This window comes from Lysinibacillus sp. NPDC097868, assembly GCF_044761135.1.
Lineage (GTDB): Bacteria > Bacillota > Bacilli > Bacillales_A > Planococcaceae > Lysinibacillus.
Genome location: NZ_JBIWBS010000003.1, coordinates 274,922 through 292,511, shown reverse-complemented (window position 1 = coordinate 292,511; position 17,590 = coordinate 274,922). Strand labels below are relative to the sequence as shown.

Sequence of the window (17,590 nt, the reverse complement as noted above, 5' to 3'; positions counted from 1 at the left end):
GGAAAGTAGGTGTTCACATAGTTATTACTAAATCCTCACACATTAAATTTAATAAAGATTGGAGGTTCTATAATGAAATTCATTTTTAAAAGTTTTTTTCTTTTATTAACCTTAGTTTTATCCTTTTCAACATTAATTCATGCAGAAGAAAATAAACAAGAAAAAGAAGAAAAAAATGAAGGAACGGTAATATATCATGTTAAATACGATTATGAGGCAATATGTAATTTCTTAGGGATGAGCATGGAGGAATATAATCACAATTGGAATGAAGGTCTTTCTATATCTGAAATGGCCAAGAAAAAAGGTATTGAAAGAAAAGAGGTGGAAGGATATTTTTATAATTTCCATTATGAAGAAATGCAAATATGGAGAAAAAAAGGCGTTATGACAGAGAGGGATTATTTCGATCTTGTATATAGACTAGCTGATGAAATTGAGGAATTTATTGATCGAAATCCCAATCGTTAATCAATATTTGTAAAATGACTACCTATGGGTGGTCTTTTGTTGTTTGTTAAATCATCTCTTTGAGAATTCTGGGTACTAAAATAATAATCAGATTGGAAGTAAGAGGTATTTATCTATTTGACAAAAAAACAAGAATGCAGTTAAATCAACATTCTTGTTTTTATAGAAGTATTTTATTGGCAGGTAGAACTAAAAATGTTTATATTAGATAAGTTGTAATTGTTTACCTTTTTTTTTACGCTCAGCTGCTCTTTTTTGATATTGGTTGTAGGACTCCATGAATTCAGGAGTGATTTCAGGTTCAGGAGGCATACTCTCAGAAACACTTTTGATGAATTGTTCATCTTTAAGTTTCTTAACCATATTACCGAATACATTGACCATATTATCTCCCCCTAAATTATAGTTAATATTAATATACCCATTAAATCAAAAAAAAGACATCCTTTTTTGAATTAAATTAAAAAAAAGACAACTTTTTTGTAAAAAAGGTGTCTTTTGATAAAGTTTTAACAAAAAATGGAGGTAAACTAAGAATTTACTTTTTGGATAAACAATTTATATTCGTCGAAACTAACAGGCTTTAATGCTCTATGCTCTTTTATTGCGAAGGGAATAATGTCCTTATTTGCATGAAACTCTTTAGAATTATTGAACATGATTGCTTCGTCAAACCGTGGAAATAACTTGTGAAAAGTTTTGGCTGAGTCTACATTGGTTAGTTTTATTACATCCTCTGGTACAGCACGTCCAGTCTTCAGCGCACGTGTTATTGCTCTTCTTAAAGCAATATTAACATCTATATCAACGTATAAGGCACTAATATTAAATTGAGAATCCTTTAATTTAGTAATTAATTTGTCATATCTATCATAGTTGGACATTGTACCATCATATATAAAAGAATAGTTTTTGGAGACACAAAATTCTAAAAGCGAATCAGCAATATGCCCACTTTCCTTGTGAACAATATCTGCAGCATCTAAATTCTTTTCTTTCACAGCTTCTACATATTCAGGTAATTCTTCTTTTATATTATCAGAGTCTATTAAAACATAGTCTTCATCTGATGAATTCAAGAATAGCTTTTCTATAAAATGGGATTTACCAGCGCCAGACCCTCCAGCTGTTAAAACAGCAGATGCAGGGTATTTGGATATGCGATCTTCTGTTTTCTTACAAATTATTAAGTTATGACGATTTTTTCTCTCCTGAACATATTCAGAATTTATTTGATACATTGCTGCAGTAGTGATTAGATTCATAATTTATATTTTAACCTCCATGTTCGTACGAATATTTATTATTTATAGATTATAACATGTAAATCATGGAATGTTAGGAAACAAAAATGCGAAAAAACATTCATCTAAAATATTTAGCAAATAATTACTAGAACTTATCCGTAAACACGGTTTATTATTATTTATCATCATTTACAAAGAAGTTTAACCCCAATTTAACCCCATCGGTTATTTTGGTATGAAAAAAGCACCTTAACCAAATTGGCTAAGATGCTATATAAAGCTTGATATAACAACATTTAAAGTAAAAGCCGCGTATGCCGTATGTCTTATAGAAAGTTTTAAACCACCACTCCTCAAAGTGGGTGTTCGCAGAAGTTTTCCTGCTTATCCTCATGCACCTAGGTGTGAGGCCCGTCATTCCAACTCCAATAATAAAACTCCCTTTTACAGCTTAAAGGTTAAAACTTAATATTATACGAACAATGCAGCCTTTAAGGATATAATACGGCATGATAAACAAACTTGCAAGCAAGATGGTTTATGAAAAAAAGTCAATGGGCACATGCTATAAAACATGGAATTTATACATATAAAACGCTTGGATTATATGGAATAGCTTCATATATTTTTCACAAATACGAACAAAAAATGCGAACAACCTTTGCGAAATTATAGTAAGTGTGTAAAGATAGGAGCGTAATCATTTACCTAACGAAAATTAAAGGGAGGAAGCGGAAATGGCAACATATCCAAATTGTCCGAAATGTAATTCTGAATACACATATGAGGATGGCGCAAACTTTGTATGTCCAGAATGTGCGCATGAATGGAGCAATAGTGCAACAGAGCAGGAGTCAGATGCACTTATCGTAAAAGATGCAAATGGTAACTTGTTAGCAGATGGTGATGCAGTAACAGTTATTAAAGACTTAAAAGTAAAGGGAAGCTCTTCGACTTTAAAAATTGGCACAAAGGTTAAAAGTATTCGCCTTGTTGAAGGTGACCACAATATTGATTGTAAAATTGACGGCTTCGGTGCAATGAAACTAAAATCAGAGTTCGTGAAAAAAGCCTAATAGCTGGAATGATAAGGAGCATCTTTCATACGAGAGATGCTTTTTCATTTAAAACCTTCGTAAAATAATAGCAAAGGCAGAGCCAAGCAAGGCGAAAATCGTATGTAATAGAGCTATATAGCTAGCGCCAATGATAAGTGCACTTATATCCATAAAGGAGAGGCCCTGAATATAGAGTGGATTGCTAAAATTATTAATGATTGCCCATACAAAAACAGGTATAGAGCTTATTGCGAAGACTATCCAAATGTTTTTATAGAATAGATAAGTAAGACAGCCAAAAAGGGCGTATAACGCGACAAAGCTTTTATGATCACCAAGTAAGGATGAGTTGAGTGCAAACATAAAAGATAGCACGATAAAAACGAGGTGGAAAAATGTTAATGTACTTTTCATTGATAAGTTTTGATTAGATGAAAGCTTCGTTGCGGCCAATTGCTGACAGTATTTACATGTAGCTAAATGCTGTTCAACAAATTCAGTTGTATCTGCTTGTAGACCTTTAGTTTTATATAAAGGTAGTAGATCTTCTACTATTGAACATTCATGTGACAAAATTTTCCCTCCCATCACTCCTATTATACGACTTTTTTTAGGAAATAAAAAAAGCCTTCCGTCGATCAATTCATCGGAAAACTTGTACATGCACGTTATTTGTTTGTGTTTAATACTTCATTCGTTAGCGTTTGAATATCAATATGTGTTTTCTCCTTAACAGCATCTTTCAATATTTCAGTACGGAAATATTGGACTGTTGCTGGAAGGGGAATAGCTAAAAGCTTCGACAGCGCTGTTTGGTACATATAGACGAATTCCATATCAGTATTACCGCGCTTTAATTCTGCAAATGCTTCATAAAATTGATCTAGTTTATCTGCGAATTCAAGCAAACGTCCTTCTAGTGTTGCATCTTTGCCTTCTTTCATACGCTCGAAAAAGATGTCCTGGAAATCTTTTGGGATTTCATTAATAATGAATTTTTCCATCATTTTTTCTTCCACATGTGCGAGCATTTGTTTAAGCTCAGGACTAGCATGCTTAACAGGAGTTTTTATATCACCGATAAATACTTCAGCGAAATCATGATTGATGGTTTTTTCATATAACGACTTCCAGTTTACTGTAGCGCCATTCATTTCTTCAAGTGTAGCAAAAAACATGGCATATTGTGAAACTTTCCAAGAATGGGCAGCTACATTATGCTCTTCGAATTTGAAGCGGCCAGGGCAACGAATAATACGTTCTAGATCATTAAGACTTGTAAAAAATTGATGAATTCCTATAAGAATCACTCCTTTTTGTTCTATAAGTGCATGTTACTATAATCAATACCCTCATTGTGTAGATTTCAAACAATTTTACAATGATTCACGCTACGTTTACAAAGGATTCACATTTAGAATGAGAGAACATAATGAGGAATGCTATAATTAGTAAGACTTATTAAAGGGAGAGTATGCATTATGATATCGATTTATACACTTCTTCTATATATACATATTTTAAGTGCTATCCTTTCGATTGGGCCATTGTTCGTAGTTTTAGCAATAGTAAAGAAAATGCGTACAGCTGCGCATGAGGAAATGCCACCGTATATCCAAGTATTTCAGGGTGCGATTACGATTGTTAAACATGCTGGACATGTTCTAGTTGCCTCGGGCATTTTATTAATGTGGCGTGGAGGATATCCATGGACAACATCTTGGGTACTTTTAACATTTCTTGTTATGGCAGGTTCCATCGTCTTTTTGGCGCGAGCGTTTAAACCGACGATTAGAACATTTAATACGCCAGCATACAATCAGCAAAAATTTTCCTCACTGTTACATCGAAAGGCATGGATGTATATTGTATTACTGCTCATTATGCTATGGCTAATGGTAGCTAAGCCCGTAATATGGTAATCGATGCATACAAAATAACAGCCTGTTAAATCGTAAAAATTGTGTGAGTGCCTGTCACTTCGCTTCTGAAATCGTAAAAATCCACTGCGCTTTCCGCGGGGACACCGTAAGCCGCAATCGTCGCTGTTGCGCCGCCTATAGCGTCTTACGTTTTGTGCTATTCCCGCAGGAGACTCCGTGGATTTTTCTTTGATTAAACATAAATTGTGTGAGTGCCTGTCACTATTTTGGGATGTTGAAGGTGATTGTTGTGCCTTCATTCGGTGTACTTTTAATTTGCAACCTTTGCCCATAAATTCTTTTAAGGCGTAGGTCAGTATTGCGTAAGCCAATGCCTCTACTTGTTGTATTAGTATCGGAAAGCAATTGTGCTAATGTACTGGCTTCTATACCAATACCGTCATCAATAACACTTACGGCTACATAATCTGAATACTCTTTGATTCGAATACAAACAGTCCCGCCGTTCTTTTGTTTCAATACGCCATGGCGTAAAGCATTTTCTACTAAAGTTTGCAATGAAATAGGGGGTATCTCAATTTGAATTTGTTCATCGATATCCCATTCAATTTGTAATAGCTCCCCAAAACGTTCCTGTTCGATATATAGGTACGAACGGACGAGTTCTAGTTCATCACCAAGTGGTACAACTCTTTGTAAATTCCTCACATCAAAACTCGCATGTAGATACTTACCAAAATGGTGCATTAAGTCAATCATTCGATTTGGATCAATTGTACTAAGTGAGGCAATTGTATTAAGCGTATTATATAAAAAATGAGGCTGTATTTGTGCCTGAAGCCAAGCGGTTTCCAAATGTAGTTGCTGATTAATGCTGTATTTTAAATCGATTAAAGCCAGACACCGTACTTTTAGTTCCAGCGCATTAATAGGTTTTGTTACATAATCATTTGCACCGTGAGCAAATCCAGTATAAACATCTTCGGGATTACTTCTAGCAGTTAACAATAATATTGGTAGCTCGAGTAAGGAATAATGCTCGCGAATATTTTCGATTAAAGCATACCCAGAAATATAAGGTAGCATAGCATCAATAATAACTAAATCCCACCTTTTCGTAGGCAACAATTCCATTACCTTTTCGCTACTTGTGATTGTTGTAATGTCATATTCTATAGCGGAAAATAAACTTCGCATCATTGTTAAATTAACAGGATCATCATCAACCATTAAAATTTTAAACTGTTTTTCAGAAGGTGTGGCATCTAAGTTTGTAGTACTTGCTGATAAAAGTATCTTCTCTTGTTGTTCATCATTCATCTGTTCCTCATTTTCCGTCTCATCGGCAATTGGTATGGTGAAAAATAAATCAAAGCCTTTATTCGGACTAGAATAGATTAGTAATGACCCTCCATGTAAATCAATTAGTTGCTTAGAAACCAGTAAACTTAGATGCATTCTATCATTATCTTCCTTCCCTGGATCAGAAGAAAATAGATAATCCTGAAGTATCATATCCTTTTTTTCTATTCCAGAGCCTGTATCTTTAATATGAATAACGGCCATATTTTTTTCAATTGTTGCGCTAATTTCTATTAAGTCAGCGTTCGTATATTTAATAGCGCTGTGTAGGAGATTGAAAAGTATTTGAATTAGTCGTTTTTCATCCGCTAGTACACGAGGGAAGTCCCGTGCAATGGCAGAAGTCATTTGAATTTGTTTTCCAGCTGAGATAAAACGTAGCATATCAAAAATACCTGAAACAATTCCTTGAATACGCACATTTTTCTTATGGAGATGTAAATTCCCATCTTTTAAGCGTGTATAATCCAATATATCATTTAGCGTAAACGACATGCTTCGTCCAATATCAATTAAATATTTTAAATTCTGCTTATCCTCTGTGACGAAACTATTGTTTGGATTATCATAGATTGTTTGCCCTAGGGTAATCATTTTATTCATAGGATCCCATAATTTCTGTGCATTGCTTAATAGAAATTCATCCTTTAATTCCCCGTCTCTTTGCAATTGAGCAACTAATAGATTAATTTGTTGTTGGTTTTCATAAAAACGTTTAAACCAATAACCTGAAAAGCCAAGTGCAATCATTAAATAGTCGAACGGATAGAACGGAATAGTTAATACAAAATACAGTTTTATAAGGCCCCAGATAATACCGTTTGTTGTGCCAATGGCTGTAAACGCGATAAAAGCTGAACTTTCCTGATTACCTATGTACTCCTTCAAGGCAAGTGTTAAGACATATAAAAAGGAAACAATATAGAGCATAAAAAACACTAGGTTTGCTGTGTATAGCCATTGATTAGGCAATAGCACAATGAGAAGTGCTCCTATGGTATATAACATTGAGAACAATTGAAAATATTTTGCTTGTTGATATTTAACTAACAAGATGCGAATAAATTGCACAAAGAAAAATGAAGCACCGAGATAAATAATATTTGATAGCTTCATTGACCATACATAATCTAAGTGAAACCAATCCAGAATTGAACGGTTGTTTGTAATGAGTTCATCAGCCAAAGGTAAAAGAAAGCCTACTGTAAACAGCAATACTATTTTTTTGCGATAAATAAAGAGAAAGACAAGAATGCTAAACAATGCAAATAAAATAAGTAACATTGAAATCGCTACGAGTGATAATTCCGTAATGAGTTGATAGTGCGTCATAGCTGATGCTGAACTAAATGAAATTCGTTTCGTTATAAGTACATTCGATGGCGTATCAAAATTGGATACTTGTAAAATGACATCAATTTCGGGCTGCTCTTCTGTAAAATATACAGTGTAAGGAGCGGCCTGCCCTTTATGCTTACTAGCATTTGTTGATACTTCGCCTGACTGTCCTACAAGTTTGCCGTTAATATACAATGCTGAGGCTGTTGAGATTTCTGGAACTTGAATTGCATATCGGTAATCTGAACCTTCATAAGCATTTAACAAAATTTTTAAACGATAAGTGCCATAGTGTTGTGTCTCTACTGCTGTCTCTTGCATAGGAATAGTTCTAATAGTTTGTTCTAGATGAGGGGTGTTAGTCGTATCTAACAATACGTCAGGATAATAAATCCATTCCCCATTCATTTGAAAAACTTCATTTTCTGATAAAGAGTAGTTGCGCATATCTAAAATACCAGCTTGTGCAGTTGGTTGGTCATTAGAAGGCATAAAATATACTAGCCAAAGTATGCGGAAGATAGTAAGGACGATAAAAATCAAAGCGATAATTAGTAAATGGCGTACGATGGTTTTTTTCAACGCTACATAGAGCCTCCTGTAAGCAAAATAATTTATTGTATTGTTTTACCATGCCATGGAATTAACAAAAAGAAAACGTACTTTTCTATAAAAGAAAACTTTATGTAACTAAAAAGAAGTTTTTTAGTTCTTTTTGAGTAATTAACTTCTTCGGAAACAGGTTAAAACTATTAGTTGTTAAGTATTTTTTAAGAGGTATGACGTATGATGATAAATAAAAACTTTTAATATTGAAATCGTATATAGCTTTTGCAAAATATCATCTCAATGGGAGAAATGATCTATTGTGGAGAAACTCAAGTTAAATTTATCGTTTGTCATTATTAGTATGATGATTATTGTTGTACTCGTTACATCTAGTATCAGTATTTGGATTAGTTATCAAGGCTTTAACGAAATGCTCGTACAATCTAAACTTGCCATGCAGGAAGAGTATATAGCAGAAGTTTCGGATATAGCTGAAAAATATGTACAAGAGAGATTACAAAATGCTGAAACAGAAGCTTTAACAAAAGACAAGTTTAAACAAGCCGTAAATCAGGTGCAAAAGGAAGAAGTTAACTCTATAAGTATGTTCTTAAAAAAAGTATTATTGCCTTTAATATTAATGTTTGTAATCGTTTTCATATTGGTATTGTGGCTAACTTTGAAAATTACCCGACCTCTACATGAAATTTCTAAAAGCGGACGGAATGGTAATAAAATCAGCTCTTTACAATCAGTTGATGACTGGTATGTAGAGGCGAGTAACCTGAAAAATGTCATGTTAAAATCAATAGCAGACTCACAAAATACAATTGATGAATTGACAGACCAGTTGAAATTAGATTCATTAACTGGGATTCCAAATCGTCGAAGTATGGATCATGTATTAAACAAATTGATTACAGAAAAAGTGCCACATGCCATAATATTAATTGATTTAGATGATTTTAAAAATGTGAACGATACATATGGTCATACAGTGGGCGATGAAGTTTTAAAAGCATTTGCAAGCAAAATGAAGGAAAGTGTGCATCAGCAGGGGAGCTGTTTTAGATATGGAGGAGAGGAGTTTATGGTTATTTTACCGAATACTGCAATCGAAGATGCTGTCAATTTAGCAGAAGATTTACGGATTAAACAAGCGTTAGCAGAAAATCCTAGCGGACGCCCGGTTACTTTATCTGCAGGAGTAACAGTTTTTGCTTCCACTTTTAGCAGCCCAAATCAGTTAATTGCTATTGCTGACCAAGCATTATATGAAGCAAAACAATCAGGAAGAAATTGTATACGTATAGTTGAAGATTTATCGAATGTTGTTAATCAATGAACTCAAAAGAAATGTAGCTGACTCTGAAAAACGATTGTTTGGAGGCAGCTACATCATTTTTATTCTTGCGCTATAGTATCATATAACGCAATTGTCTCTGGATTGGGTAGAATACCAAGGTCTGCATACAGGTTTTTCTTAAAGGTATTGTATACTCTTACTGCATTTGCCCGATTATCTTCTTCAATATAGTGTTGAATAAGCTGTTGGATAGTATTATCAGCATAAGGATTATAATCGATCATCAATAATAAAGTTTGCTCTCTTTTTTTTGCATTATGTTTTGTTGTATAATGCTCGACTAAATAACTAAGTAAAAGTGTCAGTTGGTTATGAATAAAATTTGCTTTACTATGAATCCAAGAGTAATCTAGTGTCGCCATGTACTCTCCGTGATAATTTTGAATAAATAATTCTGCTTTTTCTATATCAAGTTCCCCAAACGCTTCTTTGTTTTTTAACAGTTGCTCCAATTCCAGAACATCACAATGGAAATTTTCTAATTGTAAAATATAACACCCATTTGCATATTGCAATACGTTGAAATAGCCTAAAGATGAAAGCGTTGTGCGTAAATAAGAAACCGTTGTATGCAGTTGTACTCTAGCTTTTTTGTATTCTGTTTCAGCCCATAAGGCGTCAATGATTGTATCACGTGGTATATGACTGTTGAGATTAGATAAGAGAAAGGCAAATAACTCTTTTGTTTTAACAGTTCTCCAATGTACGATGTTCTTGTTGTGGAAGACGGTGAATCCACCTAAGCAATGGATGCTAAGGGAAGGCTCAATCTGTTGTACTTGTTTTGAGACTGTTGTTTCTATTTGGAAGAGTTCCTGTATTCTATTAATAGTAGTCTCAAGGCGAGATTTAGAAATGGGCTTTAATAAATAGTCCAGAGAATTAATCTCAAAAGCCTGAACAGCATAATCTCGATACGCGGTCACAAATACAATACGGACATCCTTTTTCCATTTTTTTAATATTTGAGCAATCTCCAAACCGTTCATACCTGGCATTTCCACATCTAAAAAGGCAACATGAAAATCTAATGTCGGTGCCTCATCCAACAAGTCGTGAATCGTTGAATATGCTTTAACAACTTCTACTGAATCAAATTCTTCTAACTTTTTTTCCATGTTTAAAAGAGCTAACGGCTCATCGTCTGCTATAATTACCCGAATCAAAGAAGGACACCAACTTTCAGATTAGTATACATATACAACCTCACTATGTTGCACTGTAGATATTACTAACAATATTTGATTTGTTATTATTAGGTTAATTAATATTTATTTTACAATTATAGAGATATTAAAAACTATAAGTATGTTTAGCAACATAATTGACCAACTTCCTATTCTCCGTTTAGTACTAGCTGTACTACCCCATAAGCAATTTCTACTTTATAAGATTGAATCTATTAGATATCCCCTTTACTTTATTATCGGTTAAATAAGCTGTATTTCCATTATATAAAATATGCAAATGGTTAGTAGTAATACGAGCTATATTTTCCATTTAAATGTTTAATTTGCTAAAAAAATGATTGGATTTGTATAAAATCTTGTTTAAATAGTAATAATTTGTAATATCAGGTCCGATGTCCTGTGAAATTTAGAAACATTCTACAATATTGCGTGCATATTTAAGAGCCTAATTCTCTAGTGTGCTAGCAACAGAATGCAGAAAAATTAAACAACTGGAGGTATTACTTATTATGAAGAAAAAAGCGATAGCATTAGCTGTAGCATTGACTCTTGGCATGGGGATGTTCGGGAGTACCACTTCCGCTAAGGCAGCATATACTGGTCAGATTGGCGAGACACTGTGGGGATTACCCAATATTTTTAATCTGAGTTTAGCCGATTTGAAGGAATTAGATGAAATTGATTCCATATGGGTTGATCCAGAACAAACCTTGAGTATCGAAAGGATTCTAAAAGAGGATACGGCCGACGAGACGCATCATATTGAGGCTGGAGACACATTATTCAGCCTTGCAAAAGTTTATAATGTGAAAGTTGAAGATTTACAAGAATGGAATAACCTTTCAACTGATCTAATTTTAGTTGGAGACACTTTAGCTGTTAAGGCATCAGCAGCAAAACCTAAAACAGAAAAGAGTGTAGCAAGTACTTCGAGTTCTTCGAGTACTGTGAAGAAAACTACACCAAAACCGGTAACAACAGCTGCGAGTGCGCCATCTAACCAAGATGGCCAAACATATACTATGCGTGCTACAGCTTATACGGCTTATTGTACAGGTTGCTCAGGTATTACAGCGAACGGTACTGATATACGCTCTAATCCAAATTTAAAAGTAATTGCTGTTGACCCACGAGTTATTCCACTTGGAACAAAGGTATGGGTTGAAGGTTATGGTGAAGCGATTGCTGCTGATACTGGCGGTGCAATAAAAGGTAATAAAATTGATGTTTTTATTCCCTCAGACGGACAAGCCCGTAATTGGGGTGTAAGAACAGTTACAGTGAAAATTTTAAATTAATTAAAATAGGGATTTCTCAGTGTTTTTTCTGAGAAATCCCTATTTTTGCTATGAGGATAAATGCCTAGTTATTAGTTGCACAAGTATTTAGACAGGTGATAAACTATAAAAAAAGGAGGTAATTTAATGAAACTGACAACTTTATTGATTATTTCTTTAGGTGTATTTTTGGTTGGATGTGCTAGTAATAAGGAGGAAGCTAACGCCCCTTTAACAGCAAAAGCAAAAGTAATAGGCTCTAATAATGAAAGCTATGGAGATGCCTATTTTGAAGAGCAGGATAATGGTGTTAAGGTGACATTAAATTTAAGTGGTTTTCCTGCAGAGGCAAAAGGATTACATGGCATGCATATACATGAAACTGGAAAATGTGAAGGTCCAGATTTTGGAACAGCCGGTGGCCACTTCAACCCAACTTTTAAAGAGCATGGGAAGGATAATCCGAACGGACACCACCTTGGAGACTTGCCGAATTTAGAAATAGCTGAGGATGGCACGGCTAAAATGACTGTTATGGCAGAAGGTGTCACTTTAAAAAAAGATGCAGAGTATTCTTTACTAGATGGAGAGGGCACTGCGATCGTTATTCATGAATCAGCGGACGACTACATGACTGATCCTACTGGTGAATCTGGTGGAAGAATTGCTTGTGGCGTAATTCAATCATAATAGAGAAGGACTATATCTTATATAGATATAGTCCTTTTTCATTGAAAATAACAGCTGCCGTTGATTTCCGAAAATCACTCTGTCAGTAGCAACCCTCGCTAGCACGTGCTTTGTTTTTAGAGCAATGCCTGCTATAAAGGGAGCGACTTGAACAGTAATCATCGGAGTAGCATTACTTAATACAAAGCCATTTAGATGCAGAAGTTATTATATTACCTTTTGATAAGTGATGAGAAATCACCAATACATATTGCATAAGTAGTGGGTGAGATGGGTACCATCAGAAATAGAGGAGGTAATAACATGAAAAAAATATCTATATTAATTATTTCTTTGACCGTATTTGTCGGAGGATGCAGCTTCTTTGATAAAAAAGAGGATAAAGTAGCGGTAAACGCTACAAAATCATCTTTAACGGCAACTGCAAAAGTAATTGGTTCTAACAACGAAAGCTATGGAAATGCCTATTTTGAAGAAGAGGACAATGGGGTCAAAGTGACATTAGCTTTAAGTGGCATACCAGCAGGAACACATGGTATTCATATTCATTCTGTAGGAAAGTGTGAACCACCAACGTTTGAATCAGCGGGTCCTCACTTTAATCCGACAAATAAAGAGCATGGTACATTAAATCCAAAGGGCTATCACTTAGGTGACTTACCAAATTTAGAAATTGGGGAAGATGGTACTGTAGATTTAAATTTCGTAGCTGAAGGTGTCTCTTTACAAAAAAATGTAGAAAATTCCTTACTTGATGGAGAGGGTACAGCGTTAGTTATTCATGAATCGGCGGACGACTATAAAACAGATCCTTCTGGTAATTCTGGTGCAAGAATTGCATGTGGCGTTATTGAATAAGAGAGCTAGAAAGACTGTATCTATGGGAAATATAGATACAGTCTTTTCTTTGTAATAATGACCATTGGAAAGGGGTGTAATGTTACTTTTATACAGAATGTATACATTTTAAATTAATTGTATTTTCTGATAAAATATAATTTAATAGTTTATTAGAGAAAAATAAAGGGTAAATAAGAAGTTGTTTGAAAATAGTGATTATTGAAGAATGGGACGAAAAGTATAAATATAATTATCTGAATTTACTATAAATAGATTGACATAATTATACTTAATTTGATAATTTTAAATAGATTCTTATAATATTTCCGAAGGGGGAAGATTAATATGAAGAAAAAGAAATTTAAACTATTAATGCTATTAAGTGCCATTGCGTTATTAATTTTAGCTGCCTGTGGAACTGATAGTGGTACTGGCTCGAATGATAAGGAAAATACGAATGGTGATGCAGCTAGCTCTGAAAAGCCAAAATTTTTAAGTTTATTAACAGGTGGAACGCAAGGTACTTACTATGCATTAGGTGGTACATTTGCTGATTTAATAACAACAGAAACAGGCATTAAAACAACTGCTGAAGTTTCTCAAGCATCTGCAGCTAACATGACTGCCTTGCAAGAGGGTAAAGGTGAGATTGCGTTTGTACAAACGGATATTGCTTACTATGCAACTGAAGGAAAATTAATGTTTGATGGTAAAAAAATTGATACGATTGCCGCTTTAGGTGCACTTTACCCAGAGACTGTGCAATTAGTAACAACTGAAGCTTCAGGTATTAAAACATATGCTGACTTAAAAGGTAAAAAAGTTTCTGTAGGTGCTCCTGGTTCTGGTACTTATGCGAATGCTGAACAATTACTTGAAATTCATGGTTTAACAATGGATGACATTAAAGCACAAAATCTTGATTTTGGTGAGTCTACTGATGGTCTTCAATCAGGACAAATTGATGCTGCATTTATAACTGCCGGTACACCAACAGGAGCTGTAGAGGCGTTAAATGCAACAACAAAAGTAAATATTATTGGTGTAGATGCTGGTAAAGCGGATGAGCTCATTGCCAAATACCCTTACTATGCAAAAGACACAGTAAAAGCTGGTACTTACGGTATTGCCAATGATACAGAGACAGTTTCTGTACTTGCAATGTTAGCAGTAAATAAAGATCTTTCAGACGATGTTGTTTACGAAATGACGAAAGCTATTTATGACAACACGAATAAGATTTCACATGCAAAAGGTGCATTTATTAAAAAGGAAACAGCTTTAGATGGTATTAGCATTGATATTCACCCAGGTGCACAAAAATACTTTGATGAAAAGAAATAAAAAACGCAAGTTCCAAGCTAATGAGGAATTTCTAGTTGGACTATGTGATGTGAATATTTTAGAAATTGAATAACCATTTTCCTAAACAGACAAAGGGGCTCGGATTGCGTAAAGCTTCGTGCCCTTTTTGTTTCGTTTAGGTAAAGTGAAAAAGCGGATAGTTTTTAAAGTGGGGGAACAGATGTGATGCGAAAGAGGAAAATCGTTTTTGTTATAGCCGTATGTTGTATATGTTTTGGCATAATTATTTTTCTTCCTCTTCAAAAGGTATTCGCATTTACAGAAACACGTATAGACAATCCGAAAGTGCATTATATACCATTCGCTGCTGATGATGCTTTCCGTATAAGGTACACACATTCAATCCATAAATCTGATGTGCTTGAATATTATCGATGCGTAGAGGAGAAGCGTATTCAAATGTTAGGAATGGAGTATGAAGACTTAGCGATTGGCATGCCGGGTTACGCGGAAGAAAATCAAACATTAACACAACGAGATGGTAAATATTTTCTACAATTTGACAAGGAAGTCATTGATAATTTCACAATTTTTATTGGGGATTTAGACTTAGATCTTGTGTTTGTTTACAAAAATGATGAATATGATTTAAAAAAAGATTTACAAAGGGGTAAATCCTATTTATTTGAGGTGAAGCGAATATCTCTTTATGAAAGATGGAAAGGAGTTAGGTTAAAATGACAAAACTGAAGGAACGCAACAATGAAGTAAAAGAAGAATTTGAACAAATATCGGCAGAAGAGCAACAAGCAATACTTGAAAAGTACGATATTGAATCAAATGTGCGTACGATTTCAGGAATCATGAAGCATGTAATTTTCTTTGGATTATTAGCATTTTCATTGTTTCAATTATATACTGCTATTTTCGGGCAATTTACAGCACCGATTCAAAGGACTGTCCACTTAGGGTTTGGGTTAGCACTTATTTTCTTATTATTCCCAGCTCGAAGAAAAGCGCCAAAGCATAAAATTGCATGGTTTGATTATATTTTATCGTTATTATCTGTAGTTGTAGGTTCGTATTGGGCATTGAATTATACGGAGCTTGTTAATCGTAATGGTACTATCACACAGTTGGACTTTTTAGTAGGTTTAATTGCTGTTGTTCTCGTGCTTGAGGCTGCTCGTCGAGCGGTAGGTTTGCCTATTATGATTATCGCAACATGTTTCTTAATTTATGCTTATTTTGGTCCTTATTTCCCTGCCTTTATGGCGCATAGAGGGCAAGATTTTGAAAGCATTGTTAATCTTATGTATTTCACAACAGATGGTATTTTAGGAACACCGATTAGTGTATCGGCTACGTTTATTTTTGTGTTCTTATTATTTGGTGCATTCCTAGTAAAAACAGGGGTTGGGCAGTATTTTAATGATTTAGCCGTAGCTTTCGCTGGAAAATTAATTGGTGGTCCAGCAAAAGTAGCTGTTTTCTCAAGTGCTCTACAAGGGATGATTTCAGGAAGTTCTGTAGCCAATGTTGTAACATCAGGTTCGTACACAATCCCGATGATGAAAAAGCTTGGATATCGTAAAGAATTTGCTGGCGCAGTAGAAGCAGCTGCTTCTACTGGTGGTCAGTTAATGCCTCCGATTATGGGTGCCGCGGCGTTTCTAATGGTAGAATTTATAGGACGCGGCATTACATATTGGGATATTGCAAAAGCAGCCGCAATTCCTGCGTTGCTTTATTTTACAGGCATTTGGATTATGACGCATTTTGAAGCAAAACGGGTCGGCTTAAGAGGCTTACGTGATGATCAAATGCCTAATCGTAAAGAAGTATTCAAGAAGATATATTTGTTACTACCTATTATTGCTATTATTGTCTTGATGTTAACTGGAACACCTGTTATGCATGCAGCACTTTACGGAATTGTTATTTCAATTGCTGTAACAATGTTCAACAAAGATACTCGTTTAAAGCCAAAAGATATTGTTGATGCTTTAGTGGAGGGCGCTCGTACGGCATTAGGTGTTGTAGCAGCAACAGCTTGTGCAGGTATTATTGTCGGAGTAGTTGTCAAAACAGGACTAGGCTTAAGTTTAGCTAATAGTTTAGTAGCATTAGCTGGAGGAAGCATTATTTTAACGCTTGTTTTCGTTATGATTGCATCACTAATTTTAGGAATGGGTGCCCCAACAACTGCAAACTACGTTATTACGTCAACGATAGCAGCACCTGCAATTGTGGCATTATTATCACCAAATACACCACAAGACTTAGTGCCTGTTGTTATTTTATTATCGGCACATTTCTTTGTATTCTACTTTGGTATCATTGCCGATATTACACCACCTGTAGCACTCGCCGCATTTGCTGCTTCTGGTATTTCAGGTGGAGATCCAATAAAGACTGGCGTTAACTCTGCAAAGCTTGCTATTGCAGCATTTATTATTCCATATATGATTGTTTTCTCACCTGCTTTATTAATGATTGATACGACGATACCGCAAATTTTATGGGTAGTATTTACCGCTGTTACGGGAATGGTTGCAATCGGTGCAGGTGTAATAGGGTTCTGGTACCGTAAAGTTTTATGGATTGAGCGTTTATTTGCTATCATAGCTGGTCTATTGCTTATCTATCCTGAAAAGTTTTCAGATTGGGCAGGTCTTGGAATTTTTATTGTACTTGTAGTGATTCAAATTTTAACACAGCACAAATATGGTGGAAATGGTGCTGATAATGACAACAGTCATAATAAAAGTGTGACTGCTTAATTAAAATAATAAAATTTCGACCAGTATTATAAAATAAAAGCAAAAGTCCATGGTAGCGAAGGCGAGTGACTCCTGCGGGAACAGCACAAGACGAAAGCCACAACAGGCGGCGCGACAGCGACCCGTTGTGGCTTACGATGTGCCCGCGGAAAGCCTGCGCCATAGCGGACATCAAGACGTGGCGAAAAAGTGTTGGATTAATGGCATTTTTCCGCTATGAAATAAAAATGA

General features: G+C 34.9%; 16 protein-coding genes and 1 other RNA gene. 10 read left to right on the top strand and 7 right to left on the bottom strand.

The features are described from left to right. Window positions 1-72: 72 nt before the first annotated feature. On the top strand, window positions 73-471 hold the full coding sequence (locus ACIQXJ_RS18180; RefSeq protein ID WP_403055861.1) for a hypothetical protein: 399 nt from the start codon (window positions 73-75) through the stop codon (window positions 469-471). Window positions 472-675: 204 nt separating this feature from the next. Here the strand turns inward: ACIQXJ_RS18180 and ACIQXJ_RS18175 are convergent, their stop codons facing one another. The 3 genes from ACIQXJ_RS18175 to ssrS all read right to left on the bottom strand — a co-directional run bounded on the left by ACIQXJ_RS18175 (window position 676) and on the right by ssrS (window position 2,212). Beyond that, window positions 676-855, bottom strand: a complete 180-nt coding sequence (locus ACIQXJ_RS18175) for a hypothetical protein (RefSeq protein ID WP_340821182.1) — start codon at window positions 853-855, stop codon at window positions 676-678. Window positions 856-1,001: 146 nt separating this feature from the next. Then, window positions 1,002-1,736, bottom strand: a complete 735-nt coding sequence (locus tag ACIQXJ_RS18170) for a zeta toxin family protein (RefSeq protein ID WP_403055864.1) — start codon at window positions 1,734-1,736, stop codon at window positions 1,002-1,004. A gap of 283 nt (window positions 1,737-2,019) precedes the next feature. Further along, a non-coding RNA gene (gene ssrS, locus ACIQXJ_RS18165) (6S RNA) lies at window positions 2,020-2,212 on the bottom strand. Between the two features lie 243 nt (window positions 2,213-2,455). On the opposite strand from ssrS, the gene ACIQXJ_RS18160 reads away from it, so the two are divergent. Next, window positions 2,456-2,794, top strand: coding sequence for a zinc ribbon domain-containing protein YjdM (locus ACIQXJ_RS18160; protein WP_403055867.1), 339 nt, complete (start codon window positions 2,456-2,458; stop codon window positions 2,792-2,794). 48 nt (window positions 2,795-2,842) lie between these two features. Here the strand turns inward: ACIQXJ_RS18160 and ACIQXJ_RS18155 are convergent, their stop codons facing one another. Together ACIQXJ_RS18155 and ACIQXJ_RS18150 are read right to left on the bottom strand one after the other, a co-directional pair. Further along, window positions 2,843-3,349 (bottom strand): zf-HC2 domain-containing protein, encoded by a 507-nt coding sequence (locus tag ACIQXJ_RS18155; protein ID WP_403055870.1) that lies wholly within the window; start codon window positions 3,347-3,349, stop codon window positions 2,843-2,845. Window positions 3,350-3,444: 95 nt separating this feature from the next. Beyond that, a complete protein-coding gene (locus tag ACIQXJ_RS18150; RefSeq protein ID WP_403055873.1) occupies window positions 3,445-4,086 on the bottom strand; it encodes a YfbR-like 5'-deoxynucleotidase in 642 nt (213 codons plus the stop codon). Window positions 4,087-4,257: 171 nt separating this feature from the next. On the opposite strand from ACIQXJ_RS18150, the gene ACIQXJ_RS18145 reads away from it, so the two are divergent. Beyond that, complete coding sequence (locus ACIQXJ_RS18145) at window positions 4,258-4,698, top strand: hypothetical protein (RefSeq protein ID WP_403055876.1); 441 nt, start codon at window positions 4,258-4,260, stop codon at window positions 4,696-4,698. A gap of 222 nt (window positions 4,699-4,920) precedes the next feature. Here ACIQXJ_RS18145 and ACIQXJ_RS18140 read toward each other — a convergent pair whose 3' ends face one another. Continuing rightward, window positions 4,921-7,941, bottom strand: coding sequence for a hybrid sensor histidine kinase/response regulator (locus tag ACIQXJ_RS18140; protein ID WP_403055879.1), 3,021 nt, complete (start codon window positions 7,939-7,941; stop codon window positions 4,921-4,923). A gap of 286 nt (window positions 7,942-8,227) precedes the next feature. Here ACIQXJ_RS18140 and ACIQXJ_RS18135 point away from each other — a divergent pair, with 286 nt between their 5' ends. Then, on the top strand, window positions 8,228-9,253 hold the full coding sequence (locus tag ACIQXJ_RS18135) for a GGDEF domain-containing protein (RefSeq protein ID WP_403055881.1): 1,026 nt from the start codon (window positions 8,228-8,230) through the stop codon (window positions 9,251-9,253). Between the two features lie 59 nt (window positions 9,254-9,312). Here the strand turns inward: ACIQXJ_RS18135 and ACIQXJ_RS18130 are convergent, their stop codons facing one another. After that, window positions 9,313-10,440 (bottom strand): response regulator, encoded by a 1,128-nt coding sequence (locus ACIQXJ_RS18130; RefSeq protein WP_403055884.1) that lies wholly within the window; start codon window positions 10,438-10,440, stop codon window positions 9,313-9,315. Window positions 10,441-10,973: 533 nt separating this feature from the next. Between ACIQXJ_RS18130 and ACIQXJ_RS18125 the strand changes: the two genes are divergently transcribed. The 6 genes from ACIQXJ_RS18125 to ACIQXJ_RS18100 all read left to right on the top strand — a co-directional run bounded on the left by ACIQXJ_RS18125 (window position 10,974) and on the right by ACIQXJ_RS18100 (window position 17,359). Then, window positions 10,974-11,762 (top strand): 3D domain-containing protein, encoded by a 789-nt coding sequence (locus tag ACIQXJ_RS18125; protein WP_403055887.1) that lies wholly within the window; start codon window positions 10,974-10,976, stop codon window positions 11,760-11,762. 126 nt (window positions 11,763-11,888) lie between these two features. Further along, on the top strand, window positions 11,889-12,431 hold the full coding sequence (locus ACIQXJ_RS18120; RefSeq protein ID WP_403055889.1) for a superoxide dismutase family protein: 543 nt from the start codon (window positions 11,889-11,891) through the stop codon (window positions 12,429-12,431). 303 nt (window positions 12,432-12,734) lie between these two features. Beyond that, window positions 12,735-13,289, top strand: a complete 555-nt coding sequence (locus ACIQXJ_RS18115) for a superoxide dismutase family protein (RefSeq protein ID WP_403055892.1) — start codon at window positions 12,735-12,737, stop codon at window positions 13,287-13,289. A gap of 327 nt (window positions 13,290-13,616) precedes the next feature. Further along, on the top strand, window positions 13,617-14,615 hold the full coding sequence (locus tag ACIQXJ_RS18110; protein WP_403055895.1) for a TAXI family TRAP transporter solute-binding subunit: 999 nt from the start codon (window positions 13,617-13,619) through the stop codon (window positions 14,613-14,615). Between the two features lie 186 nt (window positions 14,616-14,801). After that, the gene (locus ACIQXJ_RS18105) at window positions 14,802-15,317 is read left to right on the top strand and encodes a DUF1850 domain-containing protein (RefSeq protein WP_403055898.1); all 516 of its coding nucleotides are present in this window, start codon (window positions 14,802-14,804) and stop codon (window positions 15,315-15,317) included. Then, window positions 15,314-17,359 (top strand): TRAP transporter permease, encoded by a 2,046-nt coding sequence (locus ACIQXJ_RS18100; RefSeq protein ID WP_403055901.1) that lies wholly within the window; start codon window positions 15,314-15,316, stop codon window positions 17,357-17,359. Before ACIQXJ_RS18105 ends, ACIQXJ_RS18100 begins: the two co-directional genes overlap by 4 nt. Window positions 17,360-17,590: the final 231 nt, after the last annotated feature.